We start from the raw sequence: 19443 nt of genomic DNA, 5'->3' as shown, positions 1-19443 counted from the left end.
CCGGTCTTCGCCGTGTAGGCGTCCAGCAGCGGCTTGACGAGCGCGGCCTCGCGGGTGGTGTAGAGGTTGATTTCGTTTCCGAGTGCGTTGGTTGTGAGCATTGCCGCGCACACCGCAATGGTGCCAAGCGGGATCGCCTTCTTCGTAATTGCCATTCGTCATACTCCTTCGTGAGAATTACAGGTTCAAGTATCAGTATCTGCGCCGACGGCCTAGCTCGGCACAAGCCTCGCAACTGACCGAAACGGTGATGGGTTGGTCTGTCAGCTTCAGGCCGCTGGCTTCCGAAGCGCGATACAAAGCCTTCTTGAGGCGCTCATCGTTGAGATGGCTTTCTTTCCTGCAGTTCCGGCAGACCACGCGCAAGGGAAAACCGCATGCTGCGGAAGGCAGCGAGTACGTCACCCTTTCGCCGGATGGGCCGCCGTCCCTTTCGCATCCGAGCAAACCGTGGTCGCTGAGCTTTCGCAGCGTCACGTAGAGCATCGACATGCTGATGTGGACGCCGCTTCTGGAAAGCGCCTGGAAAAGCGGTTCGACCGCTGATCGACCGTCCGGCACCGTGAGCATGGCCGTGAACACCGCAATCCGGTTGACGGTAGGTTTCAGCCCTTTTTCTTTGAACAGGTCCTGGATCGGGTCCATGGTGGAAAGTGAATGCCTGCATCCGCTGTCACCTGTCCCCCGACATTGATGACAGGTGACAGCGGCGATCAGAACGCTGCGTTCAGCGAGACCCGGAAGGCACGCGGCGAACCGGGGGTGATGTTGGTGTTGCTGTGGGCGTTGCTGTAGTACTTCTTGTCGAAGAGGTTCTCGACATTCAGCTGCGCCGTCAGCGCCTTGCTGATCTTCATGAAGACCGCCGCATCGACGCGGGTATAGCCAGGCAAGGTGACGTTGGGATAGGGGTTGGACGCGGTGACAGTCTGCTCGGTCGAGGCAAACATCTCTGTCCGGTGGATCAATCCCAGGCCAGCTCCCCACATCGGCGTGAAGTCATAGCGGTTCCATAGCGCGAACGTGTGCTGCGGCACCTGCCCCAGCGTCGCCCCTTCGCGCAGCGTCGCGGACGTGTTGGCCGTGAGCTTGGCGTCCACATAGGAGTAGCCGCCCGACACCGTCCAGGCCGGGGTAATGCGCCCTGCCACGCCCAGCTCGAAGCCCTTGGTGCGCTGACCGTCGCTCAGAATCGTGCGGGTATTGGTCGGATCGGTCGGATCCAGCACCACTACGTTCGTGCGGTCCAGCTGATACAGCGCGGAAGACAAGGCCAGGCCGGGGCGGATATCCCACTTGGCACCGATCTCGTAGTTGTTGAACTTCTCCGGCTCCAGCGCCGCGTTGGAGGCGGACAGTGAAGACAGCTGCTCACCGGCACGAGGCTGGTAGGCGATGCTGTAGTTTGCGTAGAGGGAAACCGGCTGGACGGGCTTGTAGATCACGCCGATGCGTGGCGACAGCAGATGATCGGTCGTGTTGATCTTCTCGCCATTGCGATTGTTGCGGTAGTCGACCTCGAACCGGTCATAGCGCAGCCCTGCCACCACCAGGAACTGCTCGGTCAGCTCCAGCTGGTCCTGAACGTAGAGGGCTGCGACCGAGGACTCGCTGGTGTTGTCCGCATCAGTCGCGGACTGGCGATAGGTGACCGGAAGATTGGTGGTGGGACTGGACAGTGGCACCTGCACGCTGGTCACGTTGCCAGGGAAGTAGCCCGTGTTGCGGAAGTTGTCGGTGTTCTGTTGTCCCAGCTCGGTGCCGACCAGCAGCTTGTGGCGGACAGGCCCCGTCGTCACATCGAAGATGGCATCGGTCTGGTTGAACAGGCTGTCGCGACTGGTCGCATTGTCGTACGCGCTGATGGCCACCGTTGTACCCGTGGCGTTCACCGCGCCCGGGAAGACATTCCGGTAGAACTTGTCCTGGTCAGAGAAGCGGGTGCGGTTGCGCAGCAAGAGCCCGTTGTCGAACCGGTGCTCGATCAATGCGTTGAACGCATTGAGCTGACTCCAGGTCGGGCTGCCCTCGGCATTGCCGAAGAACGTCGACGGGTCGGTGTCCACCGGGGCGCCACGATACGAGCTGATGCCACGATCGGCGATGCGGTCATCCTTGAAGTACTCGTATCCCAATGTCACCAGGGTCTTCGCGCTGGGGCGCATCGACACGGTCGGATTGATACCGGAGCGCTCGAGCGTCACGCCGTCGCGATAGCTTTCCGAGTTCTCGTACAGGCCATTCACTCGCGCTGCGAAGACGTCGTTGAACGGTTGGTTTACGTCTACCGTCAGGCGTCGGTTGCTGTCGGACCCAAGGGTCAAGGAGCCGCCGTACAAGGCCTGCCACATCGGCTGCTTGCTGACGCGGTTGATCAGGCCGCCCGTGGCGCCGCGCCCGAAGATCATCGCGTTGGGCCCCTTGAACACTTCGACGTTCTCGATGTTGTAGAGGTCACGGTAGTACTGCACGTCATCGCGGATGCCATCGATGAAGAAGTCGCCGGTACTGCTGATGCCGCGAATGATCGGCGTCTCGCGGTTGCCTTCGCCCTGCGCGAAGCTCACGCCCGGCACGTAGCGCGTCGCCTCGGCGATGCTCTGGGCGGACTGGTCGCGTATCTGATCGGGCGTCACCACCGTGACCGACTGGGGAGTGTCGAGCAGAGGCGTATCGGTCTTCGTCGCCGTCGTCGTCTGGGTGGCGGCATAGCCTTGATCCTGCTGGCCACTCACCACCACCGTGGGAAGTGTCTGCGGGCTGGTCTGGGCATACACCACGGCCGGGAGCGCCGTACTGGCGGCGAGGAACACCTGGATCGCCTTGCTCAAGGGCGTAAGAGCGACGCGGGGCGAGGACGCCACCACAGGAGAAAGATTGGTTTTCATTGAAACAGGACGAGTTGGTGTCAGGGCGGAAACCATAAATGCGCAAATGCAACTGATTCGCACTATGGATACGGTAAAACACCAAAAGTAGTACTGTCAATAACTACTTTTCGTACTCCTATCGTCTACTCACCTTTAGATCGGGATCTGTTGCGGACACTCATGAGAATGACCTGGCGAATTGAAGACGCCTTGGTCGTGGCCTGCTTCGCCGCACTCGCGCCTACAGGGAAGTGAGTGCGGCCAGGTAGCGGCTTGCTGCGAGGTCCGCGGACTCCACGCGACATGTGAACGATGAGGGTCGGGATGACATCCCGGCCGTGATGCCCGACGCTGACCGCCGACGTTTCGGCGTTACACCATCGGCAAGAGTCGGGCTGCCCGACGGGCATTCCCCGGAGACGGGAGCAATGAAGCGGCGCCCGTCACAACGCCAGAACTGGAAATATCGCATCGCACACCTACTAAACACCTAATACAAAACCGTATTTATCGAGTTGCGGTGCACTGCAGCTTTGCGAAATATATTCTTTGATCCAGTCTCCAAACCACCAAGCGGGCTGCGCCATCCGACGGCGAAGTATTCGGGCGGCGTCATGAGATCCACTTGGCCATCAATGTTCAAGGAGACAAGACTCATGAAGTTCAAGCTTCTCATCGGCGGCCTGCTGGCTGCCGTGGCGTTCAGTTCGCACGCCGCTACGGACTACCCCTCGGGATACCAGAAGTGCGCCCAGAACACCGGCGCCAGCTGTTCCTTCAGTGGTACGCGCCAGGTGGCGCTCGGCAAGTCCGGCAGCTTCGTATACGGCACCTTCACGGACGGCGTTGCCTGTTCCGGCAGTAACTTCCCGAGCAACAGCTTCCCGGGCTCTGCATGGTGCTCGTACAACAAGAGCTCTTCGGGCGGTAGTTCCTCCTCATCGAGCTCTTCGTCGTCCAGCTCCAGCACGTCCTCCTCGTCCTCGTCCTCATCTTCCTCGACCTCGTCGTCCAGTTCGTCTTCGTCGAGCTCGAGTTCGTCTTCGACGAGCAGCTCCTCCTCCACCAGCTCCGGCGGTTCGTGCGTGGCGGGCGGCACGATCAGCAACGCCACGGTGGACTGCCAGGGCAAGGTCATCGGCACCGCGTGCGGCGGCGGCACGGAAGGTCAGGCACCGGTGCTGTCGCTGAACAACGCGACGGTGAAGAACCTGGTCATCAACAGCAAGGCAGCCGACGGTATCCACTGCACTGGTGGTGATTGCCGCCTGGAGAACGTGGTGTGGCAGGACGTCTGCGAAGACGCGGCAACCAACCTGAGCAATGGCGGCACGCTGACTGTTTCGGGCGGCTCGTCGAACAACGCCGACGACAAGGTGTTCCAGCACAACTCGAAGAACAGCACCATCGTCATCGAGAACTTCGCGGTGAACGGCAGCAACGGCAAGCTGTGGCGTTCGTGCGGCGACTGCAGCAACAACGGCGGCCCGCGTTATGTGCGCATCAACAACGTGACCATCAACGGCAGCATCGGTGACGTGGTGGGTGCCAACCGCAACTACGGCGACAAGGCCACCATCCGCAACCTGAAGATCAAGGGCTACAAGTCGGGCAGCCCGAAGGTCTGCGTGGAGTGGAAAGGCATCGTCAAGGGCAACGGCTCGACCGAGAAGTACGGCGAGTTCTGGAACACCTCCACCTGTGACGTGAGCAAGTCGGACGTCACCTCGTTCTGATTGTCTCCTGGCAGGCCGGTGAGTGCCCGGCCTGCCCATCCGCCACCGACGCCCAGTGGGCGTCGGTGTTTTTTCCCCGCGGTGGAGACAGTGCAGTACTGACCATAACAATGCAGTACAGGAGACAGGAACCATGAAGATCAGACTACTCGTCGGTGGCATCCTCGCCGCCATGGCGTTCAGCACACACGCCGCGACGGACTACCCGTCCGGCTACCAGAAGTGCGCGCAGTACACCGGTGCCGCCTGCGCCTTCAGCGGTACGCGCCAGGTCGCGCTGGGCAAATCCGGCAGCTTCGTATACGGCACGTTCACCAACGGTGTGGCGTGCTCCAGCGGCAACTTCCCGAGCAACAGCTACCCCTCGTCGGCCTGGTGCTCGTACAACAAGACGACCAGCTCTTCCAGCTCCTCGTCCAGTTCGTCGTCCTCCAGCTCCAGCAGCTCCTCTTCTTCCTCGTCGAGCAGCTCTTCGTCGAGTTCGTCGAGCTCCTCCAGCAGCTCCAGCTCGTCGTCATCCTCATCGACTTCGTCGTCTTCCTCTTCCTCCAGCTCTTCCTCGTCTTCGTCCAGCAGCTCCACCTCAACGGGTGGCGGACAGGTCGGCTGGTCCACCCAGAACGGCGGCACGACGGGTGGCGCCGGTGGCGCCACGGTGACCGTCAGCACTGGCTTGCAACTCCATCAGGCCATCTGCAACCGTGCCAGCGTCAGCACCCCGCTGATCATCCGCGTGAACGGCACCATCAACCACGGCAATACCGGCAAGGCGAGCGGCAGCTGCAGCACCGCTGCCGACGTGATCGAACTCAAGGGCATCAGCAACATCTCGATCATCGGTGTCGGTGGCAGCGCACTGTTCGACCAGATCGGCATCCACATCCGCGACTCGCGCAACATCATCATCCAGAACGTGCACGTCCGTAACGTGAAGAAGTCGGGCTCCCCGACCTCCAACGGTGGCGACGCGATCGGCATGGAAGACGGCGTGTCCAACGTGTGGGTCGACCATGTGACCCTGGAAGCATCGGGTGGCGAATCGCAGGGCTACGACGGCCTCTTCGACATGAAGAACAACGTCAAGTACGTGACCCTGTCCTGGAGCCACCTGAAGAACTCCGAGCGCGGTGGCCTGGTCGGTTCGGGTGACAGTGACAGTGCCAACAACTTCATCACCTATCACCACAACCACTTCCAGAACCTGAACTCGCGCGTGCCCCTGCTGCGCTTCGCGACGGCCCATGCCTTCAACAACTACTACAACGGTATCGTTGAGTCCGGCATGAACCCGCGCATCGGCGGCAAGATCAAGGCGGAGAACAACTACTTCGTGAACGCCCGCAACCCGCTCGGCACCTTCTACACCGACGACATGGGTTACTGGCAGGTAAGTGGCAACATCTTCGGCACGGGCGTGACCTGGGTGTCGAGTGCAGACGAGCACCCGGCCGGCCCGAACGTGGTGTCCACCACCTCGATCAGCATTCCCTACTCGTACGGCCTGGACAGCGCAGAGAACGTCCCGGCCATCGTGACGAGTGGTGCGGGCGCTGGGAAGATGTAATCGCAGCAACAGGGCCAGAGATCCTCTGGCCCTTTGCGGGCCCCGCGTGTAGTTCGCGGGCTGCTCGCGTACCCATGCCGTACCGATGCCGTACCCATACGATCCGGCAGGGGTGATTCCGGCAAGGTCGTGGTCGCCTGACCACGTCCGGTCACCCCTCGCCGCATCCTGCCCGCCCACGGCTTTCCACACCGATTGCCCGAAGCGCGTCGTTCCTTTGCACTTCCGCGCGACCTCCCACCTGCCCGTCAGGGAGCAGCGCTTGCCATGAAGTCCTCCCCTACATTCGGCACGCCCCGATACTGCTCCGCCAACGCGGCCAGCCCGCCAGCATGGATCCCTGCAGATCGACGATCAGCATCGCACGCGGTTCATGGCTGTCGACAAGGCCCCGGCAGTGCGTCGCCCCACCGGCGCAGCGGGCACCTCACCGAAACGACAGGCCGGTATCTCGCTGTGGCGAAGCAGCGGCTCAGGCAGCATGGCGGACCATGGGCGCCGTCGGGAAACTATCTCCGGATGCCACGCTCAACGTCATGTCCGAGTCCCTTGCGCTTGTTACAGGAGAGAAACCCATGCGTATCTGCAACAACTTCCTCGCCACCGCCATCGGCCTGGCAGTGCTGGTCAGTCCGCTCCATGCACAGAGCAACGCCAAGCCAGCCGCGGCCTATACGCCGGAAGTGGGTCAGGCCGGGAAGGACGTGATCTGGGTGCCCACCTCGCAGGCGCTGGTCAATCGCATGCTGGACATGGCGAAACTGACGCCCCAGGACATCCTGGTGGACCTGGGTTCCGGCGACGGACGCACCGTCATCACGGCCGCCAAGCGCGGTGCCATGGCCCGCGGCATCGAGTTCAACCCGGACCTCGTCGCCATGTCTCAACGTGCCGCCGCGGCTGAAGGTGTGGCGGCGCGGGCGCGCTTCGAACATGCGGACATCTTCAAGTCGCAGTTCTCGGACGCCACGGTGGTGACGCTCTTCCTGCTGCCGTCCCTGAACGAACGCCTGCGCCCCATCCTCCTCGACATGCGCCCCGGCACCCGCGTGGTGGCCAACTCCTTCCGCATGGGCGACTGGGAGCCGGACCTCACCTCGCACGTGGCGGACGGCTGCACCAGCTACTGCGAGGCACACCTGTGGATCGTGCCGGCGAAGGTGGCAGGCACCTGGACGCTCGATGGCAAGCCGCTGCAATTCACCCAGACTTACCAGCGCATCGACGGCGCCCTGCGCGACGGCGCAAGGACGACCCACCTCAACGACAGCCGCATCGACGGCGCCAACATCAGCTTCTCCATCGGCAACACGCAGTACATGGGCGTGGTGGACGGCAACCAGATGCGCGGCACCACCGCCGGCGGTGTGCCGTGGATAGCCCAGCGAGTCGAAGTGAAGTAGCAGACAGCGGCTGACCCAACGGGACTGAACCCCAGCGCAGCGACATCCATCGCTTTGTAGTCCGGCAGGACCGCTACTGCAGTTGCTGGTACAGCAACGAGTCGCTCAGGCGCCAGGGGATGATGGCGTCGATCTCCTGCCGGGTCGGACATTCACTGATGGGAATTTCGTTTCTGTAGATGGCACCGTTCGGGTGCCGATAGGATCCGCTCCAATTCCATGGCGCCTGGGTAATTGCCGGGGCCATCCCACAGGTGCGGTTCGTTCTCAGATACGCCCCGGAAGGCTCGTAGTCGTGGCGAAAAATGGACAGAAAATCGGGGGTCGTACCGGGTGCTGGCGTGCTGGGAAGATAGTTGGCGTCGATCTGCAGCACTCCATGCTTGTGCCAGCTAACTGTTCTGGCGCTACCGTCGAGCCAGATGCGAACGAAGCGGCTCTCCTGGTCTTCGGGGGAATACGTGGAAATGGAGACGCTCCCGCCTTGCGACAGAGGCGCCGGTGCCGTCTCCGTTCTCACGATCTGGGTCTTCGTGCTGTCCCGGTAGCAATGCAGGGCCCGCTCCCGATAGCTGCCTGAAACAAGGTACTCGCTCGTCTCGCAATAGCCCACATGCACAACAAAACCCGGCGACGCCCTGCCCTGGAAACGTGCAAAGTCTCCTGTACCCAAGAACTTCGCCACGATCCTGCGGGTGCCCACTACCGGGAAGCTGGCCGTGCATTCTGCCCGCGCGACGCCTTCATTCAGCGCCTGAACGGACGCGCTGCACAGCGGCGTGGTACCGCCCTCCTCAAGGAAATCCATCCGCCCCGTCGGGGACTGTCCATTGGTGTCCACAGTCACCGTCGCAGACAGTGTGACGGGCGTGTTGGCAGGCGGATCAGCCGGCAAGGCTGCACCTGCCACCGTCAGGTTGGCTGACACGCAGGAACCGAACCGGAAGGTATGTAAAGGGTGCTCTGTCTTGAAGCTGAACATAGGCGTCTCGATCTCTTCGCCATCGAAATCGAACAGCGAATCGAACCGCCTGATGCTGTGGAAGAGTGAGGTTTTGTTCTCCACCTTGAACGGCACCTCGGTGCAGTCCAGACGGGTAGGAAAGAGACCGTTGATCTGCAGGCTCCCCTTGACCCCCAGTTCGTGCCGGGCGCCGACGACGCCGATCGCGCCAAAGGCGAAGATTGACGGGCTGATCCGTGGCGCGACGGTAATGCTCACAGGTGTCCAGCGTTCGGAGAAGTTCAGTTCGAGGCTGGCGACGAGTGACGCGATCGACGCCTCCTGCGGAATGAAGGACACCGCATGCAGCGGCACGATGCTGGAGAGGTTCTTCCACTCGCCGCTGACGGGATCTTTCTCCAGCCCGACAGCAGTGCGCCATGCACCATCGAACAGGCCGAAGCGCAACTCGTTCTCGGACTTGACCGTGACCGCCACTTCGACGGGCATGTAAAAGCTCAGAGCACCCAAGGTCGTCGGTATCGGCAGATTGACCGGTATCGCCAACGGAAAGACGATCGGTTCGTCCTTGTTTGAACGTTTGAGCTGAAGATCGGCCTTCAGGGTGATCGTGCCTTCGAACAGCAGCTTCTTCCTGGTCCATCCCCGCTGGGACGAGTAGTCGAGCTCCGCCGTCACGCGCCCGTCCTTGACGCCCACGTCGGCCAGGATCCCGAGAGACTGGTCAGGGTCCAGCAAAGACAGCTTCGTTTCGGGGAAAGGCAGCGTCAGCGCTGGCGACGCGCGGCCGGAGGACTGTATGCCGGCCACCGACACATCTGCCGTCACGAGCAATCGGTCAAAAACCTCCTCCAGTTCGGGCGGCTCGGACCGGTAGCGCGACTTGCCATCCATGGTGGGCAGTATCTCCACCAGCTTGTAGGCCGTACCGTTCAGGATCAGTACCGTTCCGAGAGGCGGCGCGGCACTGCCCGCGAAGCCGATCACGCCTCCGTCCGCCACTTCGTAGTGCTTTGCCTGGGCGTCGTCGATGCGCATGACAGTCGGCTTCAGCTCGACGACATTGCTCGTTTCCGGCTTACCTGGCGTTGGCGCGCTCCCCGCCCCGCCACTGCTACTGCCGCCACCGCCGCAGGCACAAAGCGCCAGCGCGACCAGACTGAACACCCACACTCTTGCTCTACCTTCAGACATACGCCCCCCGCCTCAGCCTGCATCAACCCGACATCCAGACACCTTGCAATCAGGAGCAAACGACATGCCACAAGGCGGGCGGCGACGCTGTGCCTGAAGTTTCAGGGAGATGGCGGCGGGCAGCGGCCGCAGGGGTGTAAGCCTGGACGACGAGATGTCCGGGCCACGAGGACAGAAATGCGCCTCAGCGGGACGCCGGCCAGGTCCACTCCGGCCGCCTTTCGTAGGCGCCGGTACCGTCCGAGACGGCCAGGTGCAGCGCGTCGATGTCCCAGGCCATCGGCGCGATGTCCGGCAGCACTTGCTGTGGCGCGTTGCGCAGCAGGGTGATGTGCGGTGACCAGCTACGGGGCTCCACCGTCATGCCCAAGCCGCGCATCTCGGCATGGATGCGCATCACCGCCTCGCGCAACTCCGGTGGGACTGCGCGTGGCACGGCCACCACGAACTGCTGTGACCAGTACTGCAGATGATCGACGCACAAGGTCACACGCGGGATGGGACAACGCAGCGCAAGGCCGCACAGCGCAGGGATGCGCTCGGGCAGTTGTGCGCCGGCGAAGCCGACGGTGACGTGCAGACCTTGCTCGTTCATCACCCGCCCCTGCAGGCCACGCGCGACGGTGTTCAGCTCGCGGGCGATCTCCGGCGTCGGCCACAGGGCGTAGAACAGGCGCAGCGGTTGCGACGGTACATCGCCAAAAAGATCACCACCGAAGAGGTCGCCGCCGACAGGGCTCATGGCAGGTCAGGCGCGCGCCAGCAACACCACCGACTGCGTGGCGATGCCTTCGCCACGACCGAGATGGCCCAGGCCTTCATTGGTCTTGCCTTTGACGTTCACGCAGGCGGGATCGATACCCAGGTCCTCGGCGATGTTGGCGACCATGGCCGCGGCATGCGGCTTGATCGTCGGCGCCTGGGCGATGATGGTGGCGTCGACGTTGACCACCAGCCAGCCCGCCTCGCGCACGCGGCGCATGGCTTCGCGCAACAGCACGCGGCTGTCCGCGTCCTTGTGGGCCGGGTCGGTGTCCGGGAACAGGCGACCGATGTCACCCAGGCCGGCGGCGCCCAGCACCGCGTCGGTGATGGCGTGCATCAGCGCATCCGCATCCGAATGACCGAGCAGGCCTTTGTCATACGGAATGAGCACGCCACCGAGAATCAGCTTGCGGCCTTCGACCAGACGATGCACATCCAGCCCCTGGCCGATGCGGAACGGCACGGCGGAATGCGTTGCGGACGCCGTGGTCGTGGTGGAAGCCGAGGCCGAGGCGGCCGCAGCCGTGCCGGACGAGGAAGCAGAAGAAGTCGAAACCATGTCAGTCTCCGGCGGCGTCTCGCCGCGCTTGCAGGATCTGCGCGGCCAGCGCGAGGTCCTGCGGGTAGGTCACTTTGAAGTTGGTCGCGTCCGCCGCCACCAGTCGCGGCGACAGCCCCATGGCCTCCACCGCACCGGCCTCGTCGGTCACCGCCGGAAAGCGCTCCAGCGCTTCGCACAGCAGGCCGTAGCGGAACATCTGCGGCGTCTGCGCCTGCCACATCGCCTCGCGCGGCACGGTGGCCACCACGCGCGAGCCGGTGTCCGCACGCTTCAGCGTATCGGCTACCGGCACCGCCAGCAGGCCGCCCACCGGGTCGTCGGCCAAGGTGTCGATCAGGCACTCCACCTGCGCCACCGACAGGCAGGCGCGCGCGGCGTCGTGCACCAGCACCCAGTCGCCCTCGTTGGCGACATCGCGCAAGGCGGCCAGGCCGGCCTTCACGCTGTCGGCCCGGGTCGCCCCGCCGGTGAACACCGGCTGCAGGCCGCGCAGCCCGGCCATGTCCGCGGCGGCATCGCGCCAGTGCGCATCATCCGGCGACAGCACCAGCGCCACACGCTGGATCCGTGACACGCCTGCCAGCGTGTTGAGGCAATGCCACAGCAGCGGCCTGCCCAGAAGTGGCAGGTACTGCTTGGGCAGCCCGCCTCCCATGCGGCTGCCGCTGCCGGCAGCAGGAACGATTGCGTAGAAGCTATGCATGGCCGGCATTGTAAGGAAAGGCCGACACGGCGCAGCCGGAGACTTGAGGTAATCTTCAGCGTGCTGCCCCGGAACCGCGCCATTCACCGGGCTTTCGACCAACATCGCCAACACCCTGCCCCCCACGCGCATGACCGATTCCAGTGCCCGCTGCGAAGTCGTGACGACAGACGCGACCCACCGCCTGGTCATCGCTGGAGACTGGCAACTGCACGGGCAGATTCCGGACGCACAGGCCTGCATCGGCCGCCTTCCCGAAGGGCAGCCCGCAAGCCTCGTGACCGAAGGCCTGGGCGAATGGGACAGCAGCCTGCCGGCATTCCTGTTGCGCCTGCAGCGCGAGAGCGAAGCCCGCGGCATCGCACTGGATGCCAGCGCGCTGCCCGAACGCCTCGCCCGCCTGTTCGCGCTGGCCGTGGCGGTGCCCCCGACGACGCAGGCGTGTGCCGGCGAGGAGCGCCGCCTGTTCGCGCAGGTCGGCCACCTTGCGCTGGACAGCTGGCACAACCTGCCGCGCAACGCCGCCTTTGCCGGCGAGATCGCGCTGTCGCTGATGCGCCTGGTGCGCGGCAAGGCACAGATGCGCAGCCGCGACCTGTGGCTGCAGATCGACCTCGTCGGCCCGCGGGCGCTGCCCATCGTGTCGCTGATCAGCTTCCTGGTGGGCACCATCCTCGCGTACATGGGCGCGGTGCAGCTCGCCCAGTTCGGCGCGCAGATCTACATCGCCGACCTGGTTGCCATCGGCATGACCCGGGAGATCGGTGCGCTGATGACCGGCATCATCCTGGCCGGACGCACCGGCGCCGCCTTCGCCGCGCAGATCGGCAGCATGCAGGCCGGCGAGGAGGTGGATGCGCTGACCACGCTGGGCATCTCGCCGATCGACCACCTGGTGCTGCCCCGCATGCTGGCGCTGGTCATCATGACGCCGCTGCTGACACTGTATGCCGGCTTCGTCGGCATCCTCGCCGGCCTGCTGGTCGCCAACACCGTCTTCAACGTCGGCATCGCCGAGTACTGGTACGAGACGCTCAGCGTCATGACCTTCGCCCACATCAGCGTGGGCCTCGTCAAAGGCGCGGTGTATGGCGCGCTGGTGGCCTTCGCCGGCTGCCTGCGCGGCATCCACTGCGGGCGCAGCGCGCAGTCGGTGGGCGATGCCGCGACCTCCGCGGTCGTCACGGGCATCCTGCTGATCACCATCTTCGCCTCGGTGCTGACGGTGATCTTCCAGAAGCTGGGAATCTGAGACGATGGACGCCCCGCTCATCACCGCTGCCCCCCCCGCCCCCGCCGCACGCGAGGATGACAGGATCATCCTGGTGGACGACCTGAAGATGGCCTATGGCGAGCGGGTGATCGCCGAAGACATCAGCTTCTCCGTCGGACGTGGCGAAGTGTTCGTCATCATGGGCGGCAGCGGCAGCGGCAAGAGCACGCTGTTGCGCCACCTGATCGGCCTGCAGCAGCCCGCCGCCGGCCGCGTGCGCTACGTGGACGCGCAGGGCGAACAGGATTTCTGGGCGGCGGACGAAGACGAACGCACCCTCATCAAGCGCCGCTTCGGCGTGCTGTTCCAGTCGGGCGCGCTGTGGAGTTCGCTCACCCTGGCCGAGAACGTGGCGCTGCCGCTGGAGGAATTCACCGGGCTGGCGCCGGCCGAGATTGCCGAAGTGGTGAATTTCAAGCTCGCCCTGGTCGGCCTGGCCGGCTTCGGAGACTACTATCCGTCCGAGATCAGCGGTGGCATGAAGAAGCGCGCCGGCCTGGCCCGCGCCATGGCGCTGGACCCGGACATCCTGTTTTTCGACGAACCCTCTGCCGGCCTCGATCCGCTCAGTTCGCAGCGGCTGGACGAGTTGATCCTGCAACTGCGTGACAGCCTGGGAGCAAGCATCGTGATGGTGACGCACGAACTCGCAAGTATCTTCGCGGTGGCCGACCAGGCCATCTTCCTGGACGCCGACAGCAAGCGCCTGGCCGCCTGGGGGCCGCCACGCGAACTGCTGGAGGGCGGGCCGGAACAGGTGCGCCGCTTTCTGGCACGGGGGAACGGATGAGCCGCAAAGCCAACCCGACCGTCATCGGCGCCTTCATCATCGGCGCCCTGCTGCTGATACTCGGCGGCCTCTTCCTGTTTGCCGGCGGCAGCCTGCTGCAGGAGCGCGACCGCTTCGTAATGTTCTTCGAGGGCTCGGTGTACGGCCTGCAGGTCGGCGCGCCGGTGGTGTTCCGCGGTGTGCGCGTGGGCAGCGTGAAGAGCATCAACCTGCGCTTCGACGAACGTAGCCGCAGCTTCCTCATCCCGGTCACGGTCGAGACCGACCCCGAGCAGGCGGCGGAGAACGGCCAGACACGCCGTGCCCTGCCCGACTCCAGCGAACTGGTGGCACGCGGCCTGCGCGCCCGCCTGTCGACCCAGAGCTTCCTGACCGGCCAGCTCTACGTCGAACTGGACTTCCACCCGGACAAGGCCGCCGTCTTCCGCAGCACGCCCCCGGACAACCGCGAGATCCCCACCATCCCCTCGCCGGTGCAGGAGCTTGCCTCCAAGCTGGAACAGATCGACATCGCCAGCATCGCCAACGACCTGTCGACCATCGCATCCAGCACCCGCGAGCTGGTGCAGTCTCCCGAGCTCAAGCAGAGCCTCATCAACATCAACCAGGCCCTGCAGAACCTGCAGAGCATCAGCGCCAAGCTGGACAAGGCCATCGACCCGGCGGTCGGCGACCTGCGCACCGCGCTGGCGGACACCTCCAGCGCGATGGCGGCGACGGAGAAGGCCATGGCCCGCTTCGAGGACGCCTCCAACAAGTTCGGCAAGCTGGCCGACCCGGACTCGCCGTTGCAGGCCAGCCTGATCAAGACCTCCGAGGAGCTGGGCAGGACGGCGGCCTCGCTGCAGTCGCTGACCCACGAGGAGTCGCCCTCCGTCGTGCAGTTCAACCGCGCCCTGAAAGACATGGGCACCGCGGCGGGCGCGCTGCGCGACCTCGCGGACTCCATCGAACGCCACCCCGAATCCCTGCTGAAAGGTCGCAAGCCATGAGCGCGCCATCCCGCCTCCCGCTGCTGCGCGCAGCCCTGCCCTGTGCGCTGGTGCTGCTGCTCGCCGCCTGCGGCACCACGCCGCCGGCGCGCTACTACCAGCTCATGCCACAGAGCTTCGCGGCGCCCGAGCAGGGTTTCACACCCAGCATCGGCGTCGGCCCGGTGCAGTGGCCGGAGTACCTGGAGCGCAGCCAGCGGGTGGTCCGGCGCAGCGAGGTGGTGCTGGACGTGCGCGAGGACGAACGCTGGGCGGAGCCGCTGGAAGCCAGCTTCAACCGCGTGCTGCGCGAGAACCTGGTGCGCCTGACCGGCAACCCGCAGGTCATCGGCTTCCCCTGGCCGCTACAGGAGCGCCCGGCGCGGCAGGTGCGCATGGAAGTGCTGCGTTTCGACAGCGACCCCGCCGGTACCGCCACGCTGGAAGCCCGCTGGCAGATCGTCGACGCCGAGGGCCGCCCGCTGCTGCCGCAACGTCGCCAGAGCCGCATCGTGGAGGCCAGCCAGGGCCTGGGTGGCGAAGCCGCGGTGGCCGCGCAGACGCGCGCCGTCGCAGCCTTGTCGCGCGAACTGGCGAGCGCCCTGCAGGGCACGCGCTGAGGCGGCATCCGCCAGGATGCGGGCGACCCGCCCGCATTCCATTCAGATAAAACGCTTAATTTCCGGGTGGCACCCGTTAAATCCTTGGCTTTTGTCTAGGGCAAACCCCTATAACAGGGAAAAAAGTTAACCGTTTAACGTCTACCTGCGGTCGGGCAGAGTTGGCCGCCCACGAAACCAATGGAGGTAGACAAATGAACACACTGCATGCGCCCCGGCGCCTGCTGCTGGGCGCCCTGCTGACTGCCGGCTGCGCCCTGGGCAGTGCCCACGCGGCCGTCACCGTGAACTTCAAGATGAAGAGCACCTGGGCCGACGGCTACACGACCGACGTCGAGATCAAGAACACCAACACCACGGCCATCACCAGCTGGGGCCTGTCGTTCAAGCTCGGCAACAGCATCAAGAGCATCTACAGCGCCACCCGGAGCGGCAGCGATCCCTTCACCTTCACCAACGCCAGCTTCAACGGCAACATCCCGGTGAACGGGACGGTAAGCTTCGGCTTCACCGCCAATGGCGTCTTCAATGCCGCCAACCTCGCCAACTGCAGCATCAACGGCCAGGCCTGCAGCTTCCAGGTGAATGGCGTGCCGGTGGGCGGCGGTTCGAGCAGCTCTTCGTCCAGCTCCTCCTCCAGCTCGTCCTCGTCGAGCTCGTCGTCCAGCAGCAGCTCTTCCAGTTCGTCGTCCTCCAGCTCTTCGTCGAGCAGCTCCAGCTCCTCGTCGAGTTCTTCTTCGAGCTCCTCTTCCAGCTCCTCCAGTTCGTCGAGCAGTTCCTCCTCGTCGTCGTCCAGCAGCTCCGGCGGCGGTGGCGTGATGGCCTATCGCCAGACCTTCAACTCGCTGGCCAACGGCCTGTGGAACTACAACATCGACACGGCGAAGATCAAGGCCTACCCCTCCAACGCGCAGATCACCAGCGGCTGCGGCGCGGATGGCTCCAAGTGCCTGCGCATCGTGTATCGCCACCCCTCCGGCATCCTCAAGCATCCGGCGTCCGACCCGGTGTTCGAGTATGTCAATGGCAACGTCAGCTGGGTGGCCGCGGATTCCACGCACACCAACACCGGCACCGACGTGACCCAGCGCAACATCAACATCAACGGCAAGACGGATGACAGCGGTCGCTACAACGACACGGTGGTGCCGGCCAAGGAGTACACGCTGAGCTACGACATCTACTTCGAGCCCGGCTTCGACTTCGCCAAGGGCGGCAAGCTGCCCGGCCTGGCCTCGATGGACTTCGACAGCGGCTGCACCGAAGACGGCAGCGACAAGCGCTCGCCGAAGAACTGGAGCATCCGCCTGATGTGGCGCGCCAACGGCCGGCTGGAGCTGTACTCCTACGACCAGACCCGCCCGTCCGGCAGCTGTGGCATCCGCAAGGTGATCGACGGCGCCGACGACGAACCCAACGAAGTGCCGGGCACCATCCCGAACGACGGCAAGTTCCGCCTGCAGGCCGGCCAGTGGTACACCTTCCGCATCTCGACGAAGATCAACACCAACAACTCGGTGACCCGTGACGCCAGTGGCAACCCCACCGGCGGCAACGGCGAGATCACCCTGTGGGTGGCCAACGCCAGCCGCAGCGTGACCCGCACCCTGGTGTTCAGCGGCGTGGCGATGCGCGACGAGTGCGACGGCCCCTGCGGCGGCACGGTGCCGGACAGCGCGGACACGTGGATCAACGGCTTCTTCTTCAGCACCTTCTACGGTGGCAACGAGACCAAGCGCCTCACCTGCCTGAACGCCACCAAGCCCAGCGTGCCGAGCCAGCTGACCCAGGCCCGCTATGACGAGCTGTGTGCCTCGCAACGCCTGACGACCGCGCTGCCGAACTACAGCTGGCAGCCGCAGACGGCGTCGGCCGCGCGTTTCGACAACATCATCGTGACGCAGGGCTACAAGGGGCCGGGCCAGATCGGCTACTGAGGACGAAACCCCGCATCACGCGGGGCACCTGGAGCCACGGCGGTGCATGCCGCCGCCCGGCTCCACCTGCAAGGGAACGCCACGGCGTTCCCTTTTTCTTTGCCCGGCCCGTCTGTCTGGCCGGGCCGCGCACCCGGCCTCGCATGGATTCAGCCCGCCGGCGTCCGGCCGCTACTGGCGGAGGCGTTCTGGTCTGACCACCCGTCAGGCCGCAAACGCGGATACGGGAAAACCCCTACAAAACGACAAATTTGTTTGGTAGGCTCAGGGTTCGCATCAATAGTTTCACCGTCTTACTTTTGCAGTTCACTCAGGAGTTCCTGCATGGCACGTAGCATCAAGACGACGGTGGCCGTTGCCATCGCCGCCCTCGCGGCCTTCGGCTGCGCCACCCCCGGCCTTCACAACGCCAACGGCAACACCCTCAAGACCGTCGCCCTGATCCAGGGCGAGCCGAACTTCTCGGTGGACGGTGCCTACCAGGAGCTGGAAGAAGGCCTGTACACCCAGCCCGAGCTGCGCGCCGGCAAGAAGGTCTTCGCACCGCTGGGCGACATCATTCCCTTCCTGGGCGGCGAATACAGCCTGAACGGCAACGTCGCCACCTACAGCCTGGGCGGCCACAACGTGCAGGTCACCGTCGGCAGCACGGACGCCAGCGCCGACGGCCAGCCGTTCAAGCTGGACCTCGCGCCGGAACTGAAGGCCGGCAGCGTGTGGGTGCCGGTCGCCAACGTGTGGGAGAAGCTCGGTGCCTTCGTGAAGTGGGACGACACCCGCCAGCGCCTGTCCGGCGCCTTCATCCTGCCGCCCAGCCAGAAGCTGGAAGACTTCACCCGCGGTGGCCCGGTCACCGAAGGCACGATCACCACGCAGAAGCCGGAGTTCTACGGCAGCGCCGACGGCATCAAGCTGGGCGACGTGATCCTCGGCTACCAGAACGCCGACGGCGGCTGGCCGAAGGTGGACCGCGACGTGAACCTGCTGGTGCCGGTGAACACCGCCGCCATGACGGGCTTCCGCATCAAGTCCACCATCGACAACGACTCGACCATGAAGCAGATGGCCGTGCTGGCGAAGGTGTACAACGCCACGAAGCAACAGAAGTACGCCGACGGCTACCTGCGTGGCCTCGACTACGTGCTGCGCGCCCAGCAGGCCAACGGCGGCTGGCAGCAGTTCTGGCCGGAACCGCAAGGCTACAAGGCGCGCATCACCTTCAATGACGACGCCATCGCCAACGTGCTGGAAATGCTCCGCGACGTGGCCAGCCGCTCGCCCGAGTTCCAGTTCGTCGACGTGCCGCGTGCCGGCCTGGCCCGTGGCGCCTACGAGCGTGGTATCGCCCTCATCCTCAAGACCCAGCTGGTGGTGAACGGCAAGAAGACCGGCTGGTGCGCCCAGTACGACGAGAAGACCCTGCAGCCGGTGACCGGCCGCGCCTTCGAGCTGGCGTCCATCAGCGGCAACGAGAGCGTGAACATCACCCGCTTCCTGATGAGCATCGACAAGCCCAGCCCGGAGATCATCGCGGCCGTGCAGAGCGCCATCGACTGGTTCGACGACGCCCGCCTCACCGGCATCAAGCTGGAGCGCAAGGACGACCACACCCTGGAGTTCGGCTTCGACCGCCGCGTCGTCGCCGACCCCAAGGCACCGCCGCTGTGGGCCCGCTTCTACGACCTGCAGACCGGCAAGCCGCTGTTCACTGCCCGTGACGGCGTGAAGCGCGACAACTACGCCGACGTCAGCTACGAGCGCCGCGTGAAGTACAACTGGTATGCCGACACCCCGCGCGACCTGCTGGCCAAGGATTACCCGGCCTGGGTCGCCAAGTGGGCACCGGGCAAGAGCGTGCTGAAGTAAGCGCCGGAGTCCGCAACAGAAGGCCGCCTCCGGGCGGCCTTCTGCTTTCTGCTCGCCAGCGGTGGCGGCGCTGTCCATGGGCTTCGATGCCGCTTTCGCTGGAGCTCGGGCATTCGGCCCCAAGCCCGGCGGCAGGCGGGTTTCCCCGCTGCAACGATTTCTTGCCACCGTCAATTTGTGTTGATTTTGATGTTTTTAATAAATCTAGCCTCTGGTTGACCGATA

The 19443-nt window shown here is 64.6% G+C and carries 15 protein-coding genes; 9 read left to right on the top strand and 6 right to left on the bottom strand.

Translation table 11 applies throughout. The features are described from left to right. Positions 1 to 192 precede the first annotated feature (192 nt). Positions 193 to 645 carry a Fur family transcriptional regulator gene (locus tag VVD47_RS16775; protein ID WP_327604633.1) on the bottom strand — a complete coding sequence of 151 codons (453 nt, stop codon included), beginning with the start codon at positions 643 to 645 and terminating at the stop codon, positions 193 to 195. 68 nt (positions 646 to 713) lie between these two features. Next, positions 714 to 2831 carry a TonB-dependent receptor gene (locus VVD47_RS16770; RefSeq protein WP_327604632.1) on the bottom strand — a complete coding sequence of 706 codons (2118 nt, stop codon included), beginning with the start codon at positions 2829 to 2831 and terminating at the stop codon, positions 714 to 716. A gap of 695 nt (positions 2832 to 3526) precedes the next feature. Between VVD47_RS16770 and VVD47_RS16765 the strand changes: the two genes are divergently transcribed. The 3 genes from VVD47_RS16765 (at position 3527) to VVD47_RS16755 (ending at position 7573) form a co-directional block, all read left to right on the top strand. Then, on the top strand, positions 3527 to 4606 hold the full coding sequence (locus tag VVD47_RS16765; RefSeq protein ID WP_327604631.1) for a pectate lyase: 1080 nt from the start codon (positions 3527 to 3529) through the stop codon (positions 4604 to 4606). Positions 4607 to 4739: 133 nt separating this feature from the next. After that, a complete protein-coding gene (locus tag VVD47_RS16760; protein ID WP_327604630.1) occupies positions 4740 to 6170 on the top strand; it encodes a pectate lyase family protein in 1431 nt (476 codons plus the stop codon). A 575-nt stretch (positions 6171 to 6745) separates the two neighbouring features. Beyond that, a complete protein-coding gene (locus VVD47_RS16755; protein WP_327604629.1) occupies positions 6746 to 7573 on the top strand; it encodes a methyltransferase domain-containing protein in 828 nt (275 codons plus the stop codon). 73 nt (positions 7574 to 7646) lie between these two features. On the opposite strand, the gene VVD47_RS16750 is transcribed toward VVD47_RS16755, so the two are convergent. The 4 genes from VVD47_RS16750 to ispD all read right to left on the bottom strand — a co-directional run bounded on the left by VVD47_RS16750 (position 7647) and on the right by ispD (position 11761). Then, positions 7647 to 9704 (bottom strand): Ig-like domain-containing protein, encoded by a 2058-nt coding sequence (locus tag VVD47_RS16750; protein WP_327604628.1) that lies wholly within the window; start codon positions 9702 to 9704, stop codon positions 7647 to 7649. 211 nt (positions 9705 to 9915) lie between these two features. Next, the gene (locus VVD47_RS16745; protein ID WP_327604627.1) at positions 9916 to 10473 is read right to left on the bottom strand and encodes a 2'-5' RNA ligase family protein; all 558 of its coding nucleotides are present in this window, start codon (positions 10471 to 10473) and stop codon (positions 9916 to 9918) included. Positions 10474 to 10479: 6 nt separating this feature from the next. Then, positions 10480 to 11055 (bottom strand): 2-C-methyl-D-erythritol 2,4-cyclodiphosphate synthase, encoded by a 576-nt coding sequence (gene ispF / locus VVD47_RS16740; RefSeq protein WP_327604626.1) that lies wholly within the window; start codon positions 11053 to 11055, stop codon positions 10480 to 10482. A 1-nt stretch (position 11056) separates the two neighbouring features. Continuing rightward, positions 11057 to 11761, bottom strand: coding sequence for a 2-C-methyl-D-erythritol 4-phosphate cytidylyltransferase (gene ispD, locus VVD47_RS16735; protein ID WP_327604625.1), 705 nt, complete (start codon positions 11759 to 11761; stop codon positions 11057 to 11059). A 130-nt stretch (positions 11762 to 11891) separates the two neighbouring features. Here ispD and VVD47_RS16730 point away from each other — a divergent pair, with 130 nt between their 5' ends. The 6 genes from VVD47_RS16730 (at position 11892) to pelA (ending at position 19218) form a co-directional block, all read left to right on the top strand. Further along, positions 11892 to 13013 (top strand): ABC transporter permease, encoded by a 1122-nt coding sequence (locus VVD47_RS16730; protein WP_327604624.1) that lies wholly within the window; start codon positions 11892 to 11894, stop codon positions 13011 to 13013. 4 nt (positions 13014 to 13017) lie between these two features. Next, positions 13018 to 13824 carry an ABC transporter ATP-binding protein gene (locus VVD47_RS16725; RefSeq protein WP_327604623.1) on the top strand — a complete coding sequence of 269 codons (807 nt, stop codon included), beginning with the start codon at positions 13018 to 13020 and terminating at the stop codon, positions 13822 to 13824. After that, a complete protein-coding gene (locus VVD47_RS16720) occupies positions 13821 to 14816 on the top strand; it encodes an MlaD family protein (RefSeq protein WP_327604622.1) in 996 nt (331 codons plus the stop codon). The genes VVD47_RS16725 and VVD47_RS16720 overlap by 4 nt, the downstream gene beginning before the upstream one ends. Further along, positions 14813 to 15415 carry a PqiC family protein gene (locus VVD47_RS16715; RefSeq protein WP_327604621.1) on the top strand — a complete coding sequence of 201 codons (603 nt, stop codon included), beginning with the start codon at positions 14813 to 14815 and terminating at the stop codon, positions 15413 to 15415. Before VVD47_RS16720 ends, VVD47_RS16715 begins: the two co-directional genes overlap by 4 nt. A gap of 194 nt (positions 15416 to 15609) precedes the next feature. Further along, positions 15610 to 17352, top strand: a complete 1743-nt coding sequence (locus tag VVD47_RS16710; protein WP_327604620.1) for a polysaccharide lyase — start codon at positions 15610 to 15612, stop codon at positions 17350 to 17352. Positions 17353 to 17676: 324 nt separating this feature from the next. After that, positions 17677 to 19218, top strand: coding sequence for a pectate lyase (pelA, locus tag VVD47_RS16705; RefSeq protein WP_327604619.1), 1542 nt, complete (start codon positions 17677 to 17679; stop codon positions 19216 to 19218). The last annotated feature ends 225 nt before the right edge of the window (positions 19219 to 19443 follow it).

Source organism: Uliginosibacterium sp. H1 (assembly GCF_036017065.1).
Lineage (GTDB): Bacteria > Pseudomonadota > Gammaproteobacteria > Burkholderiales > Rhodocyclaceae > Uliginosibacterium.
The sequence above is the reverse complement of the archived record's forward strand: the minus strand, read 5'-3'. Positions and strand labels throughout refer to the sequence as shown.